The organism is Cellulomonas massiliensis JC225, assembly GCF_000312005.1.
GTDB lineage: Bacteria > Actinomycetota > Actinomycetes > Actinomycetales > Cellulomonadaceae > Cellulomonas > Cellulomonas massiliensis.
The window spans coordinates 2,777,692-2,792,791 of sequence record NZ_HE978588.1; the positions used below are offsets into that span (position 1 = coordinate 2,777,692).

Sequence of the window (15,100 nt, forward strand, 5' to 3'; positions counted from 1 at the left end):
GACGACCCTAACCGCGGATGCGCACGGGTGCGGGACGACGCACGGTACGCCTCCGGCGGCCCGGGCGGGTCACCCGACCGGTGGCTGGTCGTCGGCCTCCGGCGCGGGCGCGGCAGCGCCCGTCTCCCGGGGCCGGCCGACGTCGCGGCGCAGCCGGCGCACGCGCTTGTCGGAGGGCACGCGCACCCCCATCGCCTCCTCCGACCAGAGCTCGGCGTCCGGCTGCGGCGCGCCGTCCTCGGCCACCGGGTACGACCCCTTGGCCGGCCGGCGCCTGCGCTGCGGCGCCTCGACGCCCGGCGCGAGCCGGCGGGTCGTCAGCAGGAAGCCCGTGTGCCCGATCATCCGGTGCTGCGGGCGCACGGCCAGCCCTTCGAGGTGCCAGCCGCGGACCATCGACTCCCACGCCTCGGGCTCGGTGTACCGGCCGTCGCTGCGCAGGTCCTCCGCGAGCCGCGAGAGCTGCGTGGTGGTGGCGACGTAGCAGAGCAGGAGACCGCCGGGCGCGAGAGCCGTCGCGACCGCGTCGAGGTTCTCCCACGGCGCGAGCATGTCGAGCACCACCCGGTCGACCGTGCCCGGCCCGGCGGCCGTCGGCAGCACGTCCGCCAGGTCGCCCACCGTGAGCTCCCACGCCGGGTGCGGGCCGCCGAAGAAGCCCTCCACGTTCCCGCGGGCGATCTCGGCGAAGTCCTCGCGCCGCTCGATCGAGTGCAGGCTCCCGCCGTCGCCGACCGCGCGCAGGAGCGACATCGTCAGGGCGCCGGACCCGACGCCCGCCTCGACGACCCGAGCGCCCGGGTAGATGTCCCCCATGGTGACGATCTGGCCGGCGTCCTTGGGGTAGACGACCGCGGCGCCGCGGGGCATCGACATGACGTGGTCCGCGAGCAGCGGCCGCAGCGCCAGGTACTCGATCCCCGCGGTGTTCGTCACCACCGTGCCCTCGGGCGCGCCCACGAGGTCGTCGTGGCGCAGGTAGCCGCGGTGCGTGTGGAACGTCGCGCCCGGGGCGAGCGTGATGGTGTGCAGCCGGCCCCGCGGGTCGGTGAGCTGCACGCGCTCACCCTCGCGGAACGGGCCTCGGCGCAGGTGGGCGCCGGTGGGCGCGTCGGTGGTCACGACCGACGATCCTAGGCGCCCGCGCGCCCGCCGGACCCGGGCGGTCAGGCCGTGCGGGCGGCGCGGGGGTCCAGGGCGCGCACGACGTCCGGCGTGCGCACGAGGGCGACGACGCGCCCGTCGACGAGCCCGACCACGACCGGCGACAGCTGGAGCGCGCCCGCCAGCGCCTCGAGCAGGGCGCGTCCCGACAGCGACGCGTCCACGACGGCTCCGCCCGGCAGCGCGACGGCGACCGAGGTCACGGGCGTCGTGGGCTGCTGCGCGGGCGGCACGGCGGCGGCCGACGCCCGGTCGACGTAGGCGGCGGGACGACCGTCGGGCGACAGGAGGACGACCTCGGCCGCGCCGGCCGTGGCGGCGGCGGCGCCCGCCTCCGCGACCGACGTCGTGTGCGCGACGGCGACCGCGCGCGTCCCCACGGCGTCGATCGTGAGCGCCTCGGCCGCGCGGCCGTGCTGCGCGCCGCGCAGCGACGCCGAGGCCCCCGACCAGAGGAACCCGCCGATGAGCACGCCCCACACGACGGCGAACAGGTCGGGCGAGCGTCCCTCGACGAGCGGGACGGCGAGCACCCACGCGACGACCGCAACGGCGACCGCGCGGCCGACCCAGGCCGCCGCGACCGTCCCACGGTGCCGGTCCCCCGTGACCGCCCAGACCACCGCCTCGAGCACGCGGCCACCGTCCAGGGGCAGGCCGGGCAGCAGGTTGAAGACCGCGACGAACCCGTTGGTCACGGCGCCCGAGTAGAGCAGGAGCGCCGCGACCGACCAGGGGTCCACGACCCGGGCGAGCCCGAGGAACGCGCCCGCCAGGACGAGGTTCGCCACCGGGCCGACGATCGCGACGAGCGCGTTGGTCGCCGGCGTCGGCGCGAGCCCGCCGAACGAGGTGTGGCCGCCCCACAGGGTGAGGACGAACTCGAACGGCTGCTGGCCGCGGGCGCGCGCGACGACGCCGTGCGCGATCTCGTGCACCAGCACGGACGCGAGGAGCAGGACGACGAACGCCGCCGCGACCAGGTAGATGCCGCCGCCGAGCTCCGGGGCCTGCGACCGGATCGACGGCGTGACGACGAGGGTCAGGACGACGGCGAGCACGAGCATGCTCGGCGTCAGGATGATCGGCGCCCCCGCGACCCGCCCGACGGTCCAGCCACGGGCGTGCTCCTGCTGCGGGGTGCTCACGGCCCTCATGCTAGGTGGCGCCGGCGGACCCCCGCGGCGCGCCGGCGTGGTCGTCCGCATCGGCGGGTCGAGGGCGGGCCTGTCGGCGCGCCTGCCTACCCTCGTGCCGTGACGACCGACCTCGCCCTGCCCGCCGCCCCCGACCTGACGACCTCGGGAGCCGCCGCGGAGGGTGCGGACGCCGAGGTGCGTCGCCCGTCCCGGCCTGGGCTGTCGCCGTCGCGCGCGAACGACTTCCTGCGCTGCCCGCTGCTGTTCCGCTTCCGCGTCGTCGACCGCCTGCCGGAACCGCAGAGCGCCGCCGCGGCACGCGGCACCCTCGTGCACGCGGTGCTGGAGCACCTGTTCGAGCTCCCGGCCGCCGAGCGCACCGTCGAGGCCGCGCACGGGCTCGTGCCGGTGCGCTGGGCCGAGATGGTCGAGCAGGCGCCCGAGCTCGTCGACCTGCTCGCCGACGAGGAGGACCCCGACGTCCCGCAGCGCTGGTTCGCCGAGGCGCGGGCCCTGCTGTCCACGTACTTCACGCTGGAGGACCCGACGCGCCTCGAGCCGCGCGCCCGCGAGCTGTCCGTGAGCACGGAGCTCGAGGACGGGCCGCACCTGCGGGGCGTCGTGGACCGGGTGGACGTGGCGCCCAACGGCTGGGTGCGGGTCGTCGACTACAAGACGGGCCGCTCGCCGCGCCCGGGGTTCGAGAGCTCGGCGCTGTTCCAGATGCGGTTCTACGCGTACGTCATCTGGCGCACGCGCGGCGTGCTCCCCAAGCGCCTGCAGCTGGAGTACCTCGGCGACGGGGTCGTCCTCGCGCACGAGCCCACCGAGGCGGAGATGGCGACCGTCGAGTCGCGCGTCCGGTCGATCTGGGCCGGGATCCAGGACACGGCACGCTCGGGCGACTGGCGGCCGAAGCCGTCGAAGCTCTGCGACTGGTGCGCGTTCCGCGACCTGTGCCCGTCGTTCGGCGGCACCCCGCCGGTCGTGCCCCCCGGCGCCGTCGAGCGTGCCACGGGCGTCGTCCCGGCCTGACCCGCCGGCTCGGCGGGCGACGCCCGTCAGGCGGGCAGCAGGTCCAGCGTCTCGCCGGCGGCGATCCGCGCCAGGTCGGCCACGGACACCGTGTCCAGCCCGCGCACGCGGCTCAGCCCCGGGCGCTGCTCGACCGGCACCAGCGCCTCGACCGCGAGCACCCGCGCGCCCGCCGCCGTCGCGGAGGCGATGCCGGAGCGCGAGTCCTCCACCGCGACACAGCGCTCGACGGGGACGCCGAGCGCGGCCGCGGCGGTGAGGTACGGCTCCGGCGAGGGCTTCGGCTCGCGCACCCGGTCGCCGGCGACGACGACCTCGAAGCAGCCGGCCGTGCGCGCGAACGGCTCGGCCAGGACCTCGAACGACGACGTGACCAGGGCCATCCGCACACCGGCGTCCGAGAGAGCCGCGAGAAGCTCGCGGGCGCCCGGCTGCCAGGGCGTGCTGGCCGCGACGCCCGCGGCCACGCGGGCGTTGAGCACGTCGATGATCTCGTCGGCGGGCAGGTCGACGCCGCGCTCCTGCAGGACGGCCGCGGCCTGCGTCATCGGGCCGCCGACCAGGGCGAGGCCGTCCTCGTGCGTCCAGGTCCCCCCGAACGAGCCGACGAGATCGGTCTCGGCGGCGATCCACAGCGGCTCGGTGTCGATCAGCGTGCCGTCCATGTCCCAGAGCACCGCGGCGGGAAGCCGGGGGGCCGCGACGGGCTCGGCGGCGAGGTCGGTGGCGAGGTCGGCTGCGGGCACGTCGGGGCGCGCGGGGTTCGTCGGCATCCCGTCGAGGGTACCCGCGCCCCTGCCGCTCCCCCGCCCGCCGGGGTCCTACGCTGGACGGATGGACGACGCCACGCAGGGCCAGCTCCCCGACCGCGACCCCGTCCTCCTCGCCGCCTTCGAGGGCTGGAACGACGCCGGGTCCGCGGTCACGCAGGCTCTCGAGCACCTCGACGAGGTGTGGGGCGCCACCGAGGTCGACGAGCTCGACCCCGAGGAGTACCACGACTTCCAGGTGAACCGTCCGGTCATCGGCTTCGGCGCGGACGGGCGGCGCACCATCACCTGGCCCACGACGACGGTGTCGGTCGCCACGACGCCGACGGGCCGCACGGTCGTCATCGTGCACGGCATCGAGCCGTCGATGCGGTGGCGCCGGTACTGCGCCGAACTGCTCGACATCGCGGCCGGCCTCGGCGTGCGCACCGTCGTCTCGCTCGGGGCGCTGCTGGCCGACGTCCCGCACACCCGGCCGATCCCGGTGACGGCCAGCAGCGACGACGCCGACGTGCGCCAGCACCTCGACCTCGAGCCGAACACCTACGAGGGCCCGACCGGCATCGTCGGCGTGCTGCAGCACCAGGCGCAGGCGCGCGGTCTGCGCGCGCTGTCGCTATGGGCGGCCGTCCCCCACTATGTCGCGCACCCGCCGTCGCCGAAGGCGACGCTCGCGGTCCTGCAGCGCCTCGAGCAGCTGCTCGGCGAGACGGTGCCGATGGGCGAGCTCCCCGACGACGCCCAGGCGTGGCAGCACGGGGTCGACGAGCTCGCGGGCGAGGACGCCGAGATCGGCGAGTACGTGCGCCAGCTGGAGGAGGCGAAGGACACCGCCGACCTGCCGGAGGCGAGCGGCGAGGCGATCGCGCAGGAGTTCGAGCGCTACCTGCGGCGCCGCGACAAGGGCACCGGCGCGGGCTGAGCCCCGGGCCGCGCGGCGGGAGCGGCCCGTCCGGCCGTCGTCACATGCGCACGCCGAGCAGCGCGTCGATGGTGCGTGCCACCACGCCCGGCGCGCCCTCGACGAGCACCGCGCCCGGCTGCGCGGCGAGCACGAACGCCTGCTCCACCCACGCGTCGACCACCGCGAGGGCCCGCGGGGCGTCGAGGTCGTCGGCCACGGCCGCCCGCACGCCGGCGAGGACGCCGGTGGCGTCGGGACCGCCGTTGCCCGACAGCGCCCGCCGCCAGCGCTCCAGCCGCGCCTGGGCCTCGGACAGCACCTCGTCGGTCCACTCCCAGTCGCTGCGGTAGTGGTGCGCGAGGACGGCGAGGCGGACCGCCATCGGGTCGACGCCCTGCGCGCGCAGGGCGGAGACGAGCACGAGGTTGCCCCGTGACTTGCTCATCTTCTCGCCGTGCAGCCCGACCATGCCCGCGTGCACGTGGACGGCGCCGCCGTGGCCGCCGAGGCCCCGGGCGTGCGAGGTGCTCATCTCGTGGTGCGGGAACAGCAGGTCGCTGCCGCCGCCCTCCACGTCGAACGACTCGCCGAGGGCGTCGCGCGCGATGACGGTGCACTCGATGTGCCAGCCGGGTCGTCCGCGACCCAGCGAGCCGCCGTCCCACGCCGGCTCGCCGTGCCGCTCGCGCCGCCACAGCAGCGGGTCCAGGGGGTGGCGCTTGCCGGGACGCTCGGGGTCGCCGCCGCGCTCCGCGGACAGCGCGCGCATCGTGGCGTCGTCGAGCCCGGCGACGGAGCCGAACCGGGGGTCCGCCGCCACGTCGGCGTACACGTCGCCCAGCTCGGTGCCGCCGTCGGCCTCGGGCGTCGGCACCCGGTACGCGAGCCCGGCCGTGAGCAGCCGCTCGACGGCGGCGACCACGTCGCCGACCGACTCGACGACGCCGCGCCACGAGTCCGGCGGCACGACGCCGAGCGCCGTCATGTCCTCCGTGAACAGGGCGACCTGGTCGCGCGCGAGCTCCTGCCAGTCGACGCCGGTGGCCTGCGCGCGCTCGAGCAGCGGGTCGTCGACGTCGGTCACGTTGCTCGCGTACCGCACCGTCAGGCCGGCGTCGCGCCAGGCGCGGACCAGCAGGTCGAACGCGACGTAGGTGGCGGCGTGGCCGAGGTGGGTCGCGTCGTACGGGGTGATGCCGCACGCGTAGAGCGTCGCCCGGGGGCCGCTCGCGGCGACGACGGTCCGGCCCGTCGAGCTGTCGTGGACCCGCACCTGCTCCCCTCGGCCGGGGAGCTGCGGGATCTGCGGCGGCGGCCAGGTGAGCACCAGCGAAGCCTAACGGCGAGCGGCCGCCCGGCCCGCCGCGCCCGTCGCCGTCCGCCCGCGGGCAGACCGGTGGAGCACCCCGGCGCGGCCTCGCTGCGCGGACGGGCGCCGCGGGGCGATGATGCGCAGGTGGGCACAGCGACCGGCACGAGCGCACCGACGACCGACGCGGCGGCCAGGGACCGCGTCCTGACGCTCGTCGGGGGCGCGTGGCGCGAGCTGCCGCCGGGCGCCGGGGACCGCGTCGAGGCGACGTGGGTGATCGTCGCGCGACCCGGCGACGTGCCGGAGGCCGCGCGCCGCTACGGCAGCAGCGACACGACCATCGCGGTCCTGGAGCACCGCGGGCCGCTCGCCCACGCGCTCGACGCCGGTCACTCGCGTCGCGCCCGGGTGGACCGCACCCCGGACGGCGACGTCGTGCTCACCGCGCCGACCCTGTCGTTCGTCGAGGAGACCCGCGACGTGCACACCGGCACGCTCACGTGCGTCGTGACCGACCACGTCGTCATCACGGCCGAGCAGGGGGACGCGGCCGTCCTCGACCACGCGGCCGCGCGCCTGTGCAACGGGCCGGCCATGACCGGGCCCGGCGTGCAGCAGGTCCTGGCCGCCGTCCTCAAGACGCTCGTGGGCTCCGCGGCCGACGTGGAGGTCGCGCTCGGCGAGGCGGTCGCGACGATGGAGCGGCTGGTGTTCTCGACCGAGCGCACCGACGACCCGCTGGAGCCCATCTACGACCTCAAGCGCGAGATCGCCGAGGCGCGCCGGGCGCTCGGCCCCGTCACGTCCGTGCTGCCCGACCTCATCTCCGACACGGAGGACCCGTCGGTGGAGCACCCGGCACGCGCCTGGCTGCCGCACGTGCAGGGCACCGCGGACCGCATCGACCGGCACCTCGAGGGCCACGACTCCCTCCTCGACGCGATGCTGCAGGTCCATCTCGCGCAGGTCTCGGTGCGGCAGAACGAGGACATGCGCAAGATCTCGGCGTGGGCCGCGATCGCGGCGGTGCCCACGCTGGTCGCGGGCATCTACGGCATGAACTTCCGCCACATGCCGGAGCTGTCGTGGACGTACGGCTACCCGCTCGTCCTGGCCGGCATGGCCGTCGTGTGCGTGGTGCTCTACCGGCTGTTCCGGCGCTCGGGCTGGCTCTGAGGCGCGTCAGGCCTGCGGCACCGCGTCGAGCGTGCCGGTGAGCAGCAGCAGCACGACGAGGGCCGCGAGCCCCAGCCGGTACCAGACGAACGGCGCGTAGCTGAAGGTCGAGACGATCTTGAGGAACGCGATGATGACGAGGTAGCCGACGAAGAACGCGACGACCGTGGCGATCAGCGTCGGGGCCAGCCCCGGCGTCCCGGCGGTGCCGAACTCGTCGAGGCTCGACGCGAGCTGGAACAGCCCCGAGCCGAACACGGCCGGGATCGCCAGCAGGAACGAGTACCGGGCGGCCGCCTCGCGGGTGTACCCCATGAGCAGGCCGCCGGTGATCGTCCCGCCGGAGCGGGAGACGCCCGGCACGAGCGCGAGCGCCTGCCAGAGGCCGAACTGGACCGCGTGCCGCGCGGTGAGCTGCTCCAGGGTCCGCTCCCGGCGGCTGCGGCGGTCGGCCCAGCCCAGGACGAGCGCGAAGCCGGCGAGGGTCAGCGCCACGAGCCACAGGTTCCGGAAGACGCCCTCGATCGAGTCCTGGAACGCCAGGCCGAGGACGACGATCGGCACGGTGCCGAGGGCGATGAACCACGCCATGAGCGCGTCGTGGTCGGCCGGTGCCCCGGCCGGCATGCCCGCGCGCGAGCGCCAGTCGCTGCCGTGCGCGCCGCGCAGGGCCCGCCACCACGCGCCGACGATCCGGGCGATGTCGCGCCGGAAGTAGAGCAGCACCGCGGTCTCGGTCCCGAGCTGGGTGATCGCGGTGAACGCCGCACCCGGGTCGGAGCCCATGAGGTCGCCCACGATGCGCAGGTGCGCGCTCGAGGAGATCGGCAGGAACTCCGTCAGGCCCTGCACGAGGCCCAGGATGATCGCCTCGCCCGCTCCCATGTCCGCCACGACGCGCCACCCTAGCCGCCCGGGGCGGGCCGGCAGGCGCCGGACCGCGGCGGGTCGCGGGCCTGGTGGCCGAGGCGGACGTCACCCACCGGGTGACCCGTGCGTCGCGGTCCCCCCGGTTAGGGTGCGGGCATGGATCAGCGCCAGGTCGGCCGCACGGGGCTGCGGGTGTCGTCCCTGGCCCTGGGCACGATGACCTGGAGCCGCGACACCGACCCGCACGACGCGGCCGAGCAGCTGCGGGACTTCGTCGACGCGGGCGGCACGCTGGTGGACACGTCGGCCTCCTACGCGGAGGGCGGGGCCGAGCTGCTGCTCGGCTCGCTCCTGGGCGACGTGGTCGCTCGCGAGGACGTCGTGCTGTCCACGAAGGCCGGCGTGCGGCGCACGCCCGGCGGCAACGTCGTGGACGCGTCGCGCGGCGGGCTGCTGGACTCCCTCGACGCGTCGCTGGCCCGGCTGGGCACGGACCACGTCGACCTGTGGTTCGTGCAGACCCCGGACCCGCGCACCCCGCTCGAGGAGACCGTCTCGGCGCTCGCGCTCGCGGTGCGCAGCGGGCGCGCGCGGTACGTCGGCCTGTCGAACCACGCGGGCTGGCAGGTGGCGCGCGCCGCGTCGCTGCTCGAGCGCGAGGTCGGCCTGGCCGCCGTCCAGAGCGAGTACTCGCTGCTGCAGCGCGGGGTAGAACGCGAGGTGCTCCCCGCGTGCGCGGCCCTCGGCGCCGGGCTGCTCGCCTGGTCGCCCCTGGGCCGGGGCGTGCTGACCGGCAAGTACCGGCGCACGATCCCGGCGGACTCGCGCGCCGCGTCCGCCCACCTCGCCGGGTTCGTGCAGCCGTTCCTCGCGGGCGCGTCCAGCGCCGTCGTGGAGGCCGTCGCCACGGCCGCCGCCGGTCTCGAGCGGCAGCCCCTCGAGGTCGCGCTGGCCTGGGTGCGCAGCCGCCCGCACGTCGCGTCGGCCGTCGTCGGCGCCCGGACCGCCGCGCAGCTGCGGGGCTCGCTGGCGTCGCTGGACCTGCCGCTGCCGGCGGAGGTCGCGGCGGCGCTCGACGAGGTCAGCGCACCGCCCGTCGGCTACCCCGAGCGGTTCTGAGCCGTCCGCACCCCGGGCATCCGGCGCACCTCCCGTGCACCTCTGGCACAGTGCCGTGCTTTCGGGTGCAGGCGGCACCGGCCGGCGGCCGGGCCGCACGGCGGCGGCAGCCGCCCGACGGGAGGGCAGGACGATGACGGCACTGGACGACGCGCTCGGGGACGTCTACACGGAGGTGCTGCGGCGCAACCCGGGTGAGCTCGAGTTCCACCAGGCCGTGCGCGAGGTGCTCGAGAGCCTGGGTCCGGTGGTGGCGAAGCGCCCGCAGTACACCGACGCCGCGGTGATCCGCCGCCTGTGCGAGCCCGAGCGGCAGCTCATCTTCCGGGTGCCGTGGGTGGACGACGCCGGGCGCGTCCAGCTCAACCGCGGGTTCCGCGTCGAGTTCAACTCCGCGCTGGGCCCGTACAAGGGCGGCCTGCGCTTCCACCCCAGCGTCTACCTGGGCATCGTCAAGTTCCTCGGGTTCGAGCAGGTGTTCAAGAACGCGCTGACCGGCATGCCGATCGGGGGCGGCAAGGGCGGCTCCGACTTCGACCCGAAGGGTCGCTCCGACGCCGAGATCATGCGGTTCTGCCAGTCGTTCATGACCGAGCTCTACCGCCACATCGGCGAGCACACCGACGTGCCCGCGGGCGACATCGGCGTCGGCGGGCGGGAGATCGGCTACCTGTTCGGCCAGTACAAGCGCATCACCAACCGGTACGAGTCCGGGGTGCTCACCGGCAAGGGCCTGACCTGGGGCGGCTCGCAGGTCCGCACCGAGGCGACGGGCTACGGCACCGTGTTCTTCGTGCAGGACGTGCTCGCGGCGCGCGGCGCGTCCTTCGACGGCCGGCGCGTCGTCGTCTCCGGGTCCGGGAACGTCGCCCTGTACGCCGCCGAGAAGGTGCAGCAGCTCGGCGGGGTCGTCGTCGCGTGCTCCGACTCCAGCGGCTACGTCGTGGACGACAAGGGGATCGACCTCGAGCTGCTCAAGGACGTCAAGCAGGCGCGGCGCGAGCGGATCGCCGTGTACGCGGCGGAGAGCGGCGCGCGGTTCGTCGAGGACGGCTCGGTGTGGGACGTGCCGTGCGACGTCGCGCTCCCCTGCGCGACGCAGAACGAGCTCGACGGAGGCCACGCCGAGACGCTCGTGCGCGGCGGCTGCGTCGTGGTCGCCGAGGGCGCCAACATGCCGTGCACGCCGCAGGCGGTCCGGGTGCTGGAGTCCGCGGGGGTGGTGTTCGTGCCCGGCAAGGCGGCGAACGCGGGCGGCGTCGCGACGAGCGCGCTCGAGATGCAGCAGAACGCCTCGCGCGACAGCTGGTCGTTCGAGCACACCGAGGCGCGCCTCGCCGAGATCATGCACGGCATCCACGAGCGGTGCCTCGAGACCGCCGACGAGTACGGCCGCCCGGGCAGCTACGTCGCCGGGGCGAACATCGCCGGATTCACGCAGGTCGCGGACGCGATGCTCGCGCTGGGCGTGATCTAGCCGGCGCCGCCGTCCGGCGGGGCGGGCGGCGCGTCAGCGCGCCGGCTCGCTCGCGTCCTCGGCGAGGTCGTCGACCTCCGCCTCGTCGTCGGCGTCCGGGTCGTCCTCGAACTCGTCGTCCCAGTCCTCGTCGTCGTCCTCGTCGTCCTCCTCCGCGAGGTAGAACGGCAGGGCCTCGTGGTGCACGGTCCCGAGCGCGTCGTCGTAGACCTCGAACGCGTCGGCGAGCACGTCGTACGCGTCGTCGACCGCGGGGTCGTCGTCGCCGTGACGCTGCACGACGGCGGTGTAGTGGGCCTCGAGGGCAGCGACGAGCCTGTCCAGGGCGGCACGCGGGTCGACGGTCATGGCACGACCGTAGCGCCGCCGGGGTCACAATGGCAGCGCAGTTCCTCGACGACGACCTCACGTCACGGAGGGTGGTGCGATGGCATCCGGACAGACCGGGGCACAGCAGGGGACGCGTCGCAGCCAGTGGGCGGCGCAGGGTGGGCAGTACGAGTACCGCGTGCTGACGATCCCGCACACGACGAGCGGCGGCGACACCCGGCGGATGCTCACCGAGCAGGCCGAGTACGGCCGCTGGGAGCTCGCCCGGTCGGTGCTGTACGTGGGCGGCCACCGGCGGGTGTGGCTCCGCCGCAAGGTGATCCGCGTGCGCAGCACGCTCGAGGAGACGACGGACTGACCGTCCGGCGCGGGGCCGGCCGGCCCCGCGCCGGTCAGCAGGTGGCGAGCAGCCGGTCGAGGACGCGGGTGCCGAAGCGCAGCGCGTCGACCGGGACGCGCTCGTCGACGCCGTGGAACATGCCCGCGAAGTCGAGCTCCGGGCCGAGCCGCAGGGGCGCGAAGCCGTAGCCCGTGATGCCCAGCCGGGCGAGCGACTTGTTGTCCGTGCCGCCGGACAGCATGTACGGCAGCACGACGGCCCCCGGGTCCTCCGCGTGCAGCGCGTCGGTCATGGCGTCGACGAGCGAGCCCGTGGCGGGCGCCTCGACGGCGATGTCGTGGTGGATCCGCTCGACCCGGACGTGCGGGCCGGCGAGCTCCTCCACCGTGGCGACGAACTCCTCCTCGCGCCCCGGCAGGAACCGGCCGTCGACGGTGGCCTCCGCGCGGCCCGGGATGACGTTGGCCTTGTAGCCCGCCTCCAGCTGCGTCGGGTTCGTCGTGTGGCGGAGCGTCGCGCCGACGAAGCGCGACGCCGGGCCCAGCGCCTCCACGAGCCGCGCGACGGCGTCCGGGTCCTCCTCGTCGAGAGGCAGGCCCGTCAGCTCCGCGACGCCCTCCAGGAGCGCGCGGACGGTCGGCGTGAGGTGCGTCGGCCACGCGTGCCGGCCGAGCCGGGCGACGGCGTCGGCGAGGTGGGTCACCGCGTTGTCCACGGCGACCTGGCTGCCGTGCTGCGCGCGTCCGTCGGCGACGAGCCGCATCCACGACAGGCCCTTCTCGGCGGTCTGCAGCAGGTAGGCGCGGGTGCCGCCGACCTCCACGGAGAAGCCGCCGACCTCGCTGATCGCCTCCGTGGCGCCCTCGAACAGCTCCGGGCGGTGGTCGACCGCCCACCGGGCGCCCATCGCCCCGCCGGCCTCCTCGTCGGCGAACATCGCGACGACGACGTCCCGCGCCGGGCGACGGCCCTCGCGGACCATCTGGCGCACCACGGCCAGGATCATCGCGTCCATGTCCTTCATGTCCACGGCGCCGCGCCCCCACAGGAGGCCGTCGACCTCCTCGCCCGCGAACGGGTCGACCGACCAGTCCTGCGCGCGCGCCGGCACCACGTCGAGGTGGCCGTGCAGCACCAGCGCCGGCCGGCTGCGGTCGGCGCCCTCGAGCCGGACGACGACGTTGGCCCGCCCCGGCGCGCTCTCGAACAGCTCGGGCTCGAGCCCGACCTCGGTGAGCAGGCCCATGACGTGCTCCGCCGCCGCGCGCTCCCCCGGACCGGACCCGTCGCCGTAGTTGGAGGTGTCGATCCGCAGCAGGTCCCGGCAGATCCCGACGACCTCGTCCTCGGCCCGCGTGCTCATGCCGTGGCCGCCGCGTCCAGCCCGCGTCGCGCCAGCAGCGGCGCGAGGTCGGGCTCCCGCCCGCGCAGCTCACGGAACGCCTGCACCGGGTCGAGGGAGCCGCCGCGCGACAGCAGCCGGGCGCGGAAGGCGTCGCCGTTCTCGCGGCGGAGCCCGCCGTTCTCCTCGAACCACGTGACGGTGTCCGCGTCGAGCACCTCCGACCAGATGTACGAGTAGTAGCCCGCCGAGTACCCGCCGCCGAAGACGTGGTTGAAGTACGACGTCCGGTACCGCGGCGGCACCGGGGCGAACGCGACGCCCGCGGCCTCCAGCGCGGCGGCCTCGAACGCCTCCACCTGCTCGACGTCCGTCGGGACGTCCTCGGGGGCGAGCCGGTACCAGGCCTGGTCCAGCAGCGCCGCGGCGAGGTACTCCGTGGTCGCGAAGCCCTGCCCGTCGCGGCGCGCCGCGAGCAGCGTCTCGACCCACTCCGCCGGCATGGGCTCGCCGGTCTCGTGGTGCACGGCGAAGGACCGCACGACCGTCGGGTCCCACGCCCACATCTCGTTGACCTGCGAGGGGTACTCGACGAAGTCGCGCGGCACGGACGTGCCGGACTGGGACGGGTACCGCACCGCGGAGAACAGGCCATGCAGCGCGTGGCCGAACTCGTGGAACAGCGTGATGACGTTGTCCCACGTGAGCAGCGTGGGCTCGCCCGCGGGCGGCTTCGGCACGTTGAGGTTGTTGACGACGACGGGCTGCTCGCCCAGCAGGCCGGACTGGTCGACGAGGTTGTTCATCCAGGCGCCGCCGCGCTTGGACTCCCGCGTCCAGAAGTCGCCGACGAACAGGCCGAGGCCGGAGCCGTCGGCGTCGAACACCTCCCACACGCGCGCGTCCGGGTGGTACGCGACGAGGTCGTGCCGCTCCGCGAACGTCAGGCCGTACAGCTCGTGCGCCGCGCGGAAGACGCCCTCGGTCAGCACGCGCTCCAGCTCCAGGTACGGGCGCAGCGCCGCGTCGTCGAGGGCCCGCGTCTCGCGGCGGACCCGCTCGGCGTAGAACGCCCAGTCCCACGGCTCGAGCGTCGCCCCCGGCACGTCCTCCTGCAGCGCGGCCTCGAGCGCCTGCGCCTCGACCCGGGCGTTCGCGACCGCCGCGGGCGCCAGGCGCTCGAGCATGTCCGCGACCGCCTGGGCCGACCCGGCCGTCGCGTCGGCGGCGACGTAGGCGGCGTGGTGCTCGTAGCCGAGCAGCTGTGCCCGCTCGGCGCGCAGCCGCGCCAGCTCCAGCAGGATCGGCCGGGTGTCGTGCTCGCCGCCCAGCCCGCGGGTGGTCGACGCACGGTGGACGCGCTCGCGCAGGTTCCGGTCGCGCAGCGACGCGAGCGCGGGCTGCTGCGTGGACAGCTCGTGCTCCAGCAGCCAGCCGTCGAGCCCGCGTCCCTGCGCGGCGGCAGCCGCGGCGGCCTTCGCGTCGTCGGGCAGGCCGTCGAGCTCCGCCTCGTCGGTGACGAGGACCGCGGCCGCGTTGCTCGCGGCGAGCAGCTCGCGCCCGAACGCCGTCTCGAGGGACGTGATGCGGGCGTTCAGCTCGCGCAGGCGCTCCTGAGCCGCCGGCTCCAGGGCCACGCCGTGGCGGACGAACTCGACGAGCAGCCGGTGGACCAGCCACGCCGTGTCCGGCTCGAGCGTGAGCTCGCCGGCCTCCGCCCGCGCGGCGAGCGCCTCGACCCGGGCGTGCAGGCGCGCGTCGAGGTACAGGGCGTCGGTATGCGCCGCGAGCAGCGGCGCGAGCTCCTCCTCGATCGCGTCGAGCCCGGGCGTGGAGTCGGAGCTCGACTGGTTGAAGAACGCCGTGAGCACCCGGTGCAGCACGCGGCCCGAGGACTCGAGCGCCTCCAGCGTGTTCTCGACGGTCGGCGGGGCCGGGTCCGTCGCGATGGCCTCCAGCTCCTCGCGGTGCAGCGCCATCGCCGCGAGCGCGGCCGGCCGGTAGTGCTCCTCACGGATGCGCGCGTAGTCGGGCAGCCGGTACGGCAGGGTCGAGGGCTGGGCGAACGGGTTCTCGGCGTCGAGCTCGGCGGTCATCGGGCCATCCTCGTCGGTCGGGTGCG

The 15,100-nt window shown here is 75.5% G+C and carries 14 protein-coding genes; 6 read left to right on the plus strand and 8 right to left on the minus strand.

Features of this window, described 5'->3' with window-relative positions:
* Positions 1-69 precede the first annotated feature (69 nt).
* The gene (locus tag HGCM_RS13165; RefSeq protein WP_019137301.1) at positions 70-1,122 is read right to left on the minus strand and encodes a tRNA (adenine-N1)-methyltransferase; all 1,053 of its coding nucleotides are present in this window, start codon (positions 1,120-1,122) and stop codon (positions 70-72) included.
* Positions 1,123-1,166: 44 nt separating this feature from the next.
* A complete protein-coding gene (locus HGCM_RS13170; RefSeq protein WP_019137302.1) occupies positions 1,167-2,312 on the minus strand; it encodes a site-2 protease family protein in 1,146 nt (381 codons plus the stop codon).
* 108 nt (positions 2,313-2,420) lie between these two features.
* On the opposite strand from HGCM_RS13170, the gene HGCM_RS13180 reads away from it, so the two are divergent.
* Positions 2,421-3,338: a RecB family exonuclease gene (locus HGCM_RS13180; RefSeq protein WP_019137304.1), complete on the plus strand. Its 918-nt coding sequence runs from the start codon at positions 2,421-2,423 to the stop codon at positions 3,336-3,338.
* 26 nt (positions 3,339-3,364) lie between these two features.
* On the opposite strand, the gene HGCM_RS13185 is transcribed toward HGCM_RS13180, so the two are convergent.
* Positions 3,365-4,111: an HAD family hydrolase gene (locus HGCM_RS13185; protein ID WP_019137305.1), complete on the minus strand. Its 747-nt coding sequence runs from the start codon at positions 4,109-4,111 to the stop codon at positions 3,365-3,367.
* A gap of 61 nt (positions 4,112-4,172) precedes the next feature.
* Between HGCM_RS13185 and HGCM_RS13190 the strand changes: the two genes are divergently transcribed.
* Complete coding sequence (locus HGCM_RS13190) at positions 4,173-5,030, plus strand: PAC2 family protein (protein WP_019137306.1); 858 nt, start codon at positions 4,173-4,175, stop codon at positions 5,028-5,030.
* A gap of 40 nt (positions 5,031-5,070) precedes the next feature.
* Here HGCM_RS13190 and mshC read toward each other — a convergent pair whose 3' ends face one another.
* Positions 5,071-6,339, minus strand: a complete 1,269-nt coding sequence (gene mshC, locus HGCM_RS13195) for a cysteine--1-D-myo-inosityl 2-amino-2-deoxy-alpha-D-glucopyranoside ligase (RefSeq protein WP_019137307.1) — start codon at positions 6,337-6,339, stop codon at positions 5,071-5,073.
* Positions 6,340-6,468: 129 nt separating this feature from the next.
* Between mshC and HGCM_RS13200 the strand changes: the two genes are divergently transcribed.
* Positions 6,469-7,500: a magnesium and cobalt transport protein CorA gene (locus HGCM_RS13200; protein WP_019137308.1), complete on the plus strand. Its 1,032-nt coding sequence runs from the start codon at positions 6,469-6,471 to the stop codon at positions 7,498-7,500.
* Positions 7,501-7,506: 6 nt separating this feature from the next.
* On the opposite strand, the gene HGCM_RS13205 is transcribed toward HGCM_RS13200, so the two are convergent.
* Positions 7,507-8,385 (minus strand): undecaprenyl-diphosphate phosphatase, encoded by an 879-nt coding sequence (locus HGCM_RS13205; RefSeq protein WP_040399857.1) that lies wholly within the window; start codon positions 8,383-8,385, stop codon positions 7,507-7,509.
* 141 nt (positions 8,386-8,526) lie between these two features.
* Between HGCM_RS13205 and HGCM_RS13210 the strand changes: the two genes are divergently transcribed.
* On the plus strand, positions 8,527-9,489 hold the full coding sequence (locus HGCM_RS13210) for an aldo/keto reductase (protein ID WP_019137310.1): 963 nt from the start codon (positions 8,527-8,529) through the stop codon (positions 9,487-9,489).
* A gap of 133 nt (positions 9,490-9,622) precedes the next feature.
* The gene (gene gdhA, locus HGCM_RS13215; RefSeq protein WP_019137311.1) at positions 9,623-10,966 is read left to right on the plus strand and encodes an NADP-specific glutamate dehydrogenase; all 1,344 of its coding nucleotides are present in this window, start codon (positions 9,623-9,625) and stop codon (positions 10,964-10,966) included.
* A 33-nt stretch (positions 10,967-10,999) separates the two neighbouring features.
* Here the strand turns inward: gdhA and HGCM_RS13220 are convergent, their stop codons facing one another.
* Positions 11,000-11,314 carry a hypothetical protein gene (locus tag HGCM_RS13220; RefSeq protein WP_019137312.1) on the minus strand — a complete coding sequence of 105 codons (315 nt, stop codon included), beginning with the start codon at positions 11,312-11,314 and terminating at the stop codon, positions 11,000-11,002.
* A 79-nt stretch (positions 11,315-11,393) separates the two neighbouring features.
* Between HGCM_RS13220 and HGCM_RS18295 the strand changes: the two genes are divergently transcribed.
* Positions 11,394-11,654, plus strand: a complete 261-nt coding sequence (locus HGCM_RS18295; RefSeq protein ID WP_026075471.1) for a DUF5703 family protein — start codon at positions 11,394-11,396, stop codon at positions 11,652-11,654.
* A gap of 34 nt (positions 11,655-11,688) precedes the next feature.
* On the opposite strand, the gene HGCM_RS13230 is transcribed toward HGCM_RS18295, so the two are convergent.
* A complete protein-coding gene (locus HGCM_RS13230) occupies positions 11,689-12,999 on the minus strand; it encodes a M20/M25/M40 family metallo-hydrolase (RefSeq protein ID WP_019137314.1) in 1,311 nt (436 codons plus the stop codon).
* Positions 12,996-15,074 (minus strand): M3 family metallopeptidase, encoded by a 2,079-nt coding sequence (locus HGCM_RS13235; RefSeq protein ID WP_019137315.1) that lies wholly within the window; start codon positions 15,072-15,074, stop codon positions 12,996-12,998. Before HGCM_RS13235 ends, HGCM_RS13230 begins: the two co-directional genes overlap by 4 nt.
* Positions 15,075-15,100 lie beyond the last annotated feature (26 nt).

Bases quoted from the DNA above. Each gene is read 5' to 3' on its own strand.
- HGCM_RS13185 (WP_019137305.1), bottom strand. From the start codon at position 4,111: ATGCCGACGAACCCCGCGCGCCCCGACGTGCCCGCAGCCGACCTCGCC.
- HGCM_RS13210 (WP_019137310.1), top strand. From the start codon at position 8,527: ATGGATCAGCGCCAGGTCGGCCGCACGGGGCTGCGGGTGTCGTCCCTG.
- HGCM_RS13220 (WP_019137312.1), bottom strand. From the start codon at position 11,314: ATGACCGTCGACCCGCGTGCCGCCCTGGACAGGCTCGTCGCTGCCCTC.
- HGCM_RS13190 (WP_019137306.1), top strand. From the start codon at position 4,173: ATGGACGACGCCACGCAGGGCCAGCTCCCCGACCGCGACCCCGTCCTC.
- HGCM_RS13230 (WP_019137314.1), bottom strand. From the start codon at position 12,999: ATGAGCACGCGGGCCGAGGACGAGGTCGTCGGGATCTGCCGGGACCTG.
- HGCM_RS13205 (WP_040399857.1), bottom strand. From the start codon at position 8,385: ATGGGAGCGGGCGAGGCGATCATCCTGGGCCTCGTGCAGGGCCTGACG.
- gdhA (WP_019137311.1), top strand. From the start codon at position 9,623: ATGACGGCACTGGACGACGCGCTCGGGGACGTCTACACGGAGGTGCTG.
- HGCM_RS18295 (WP_026075471.1), top strand. From the start codon at position 11,394: ATGGCATCCGGACAGACCGGGGCACAGCAGGGGACGCGTCGCAGCCAG.
- HGCM_RS13235 (WP_019137315.1), bottom strand. From the start codon at position 15,074: ATGACCGCCGAGCTCGACGCCGAGAACCCGTTCGCCCAGCCCTCGACC.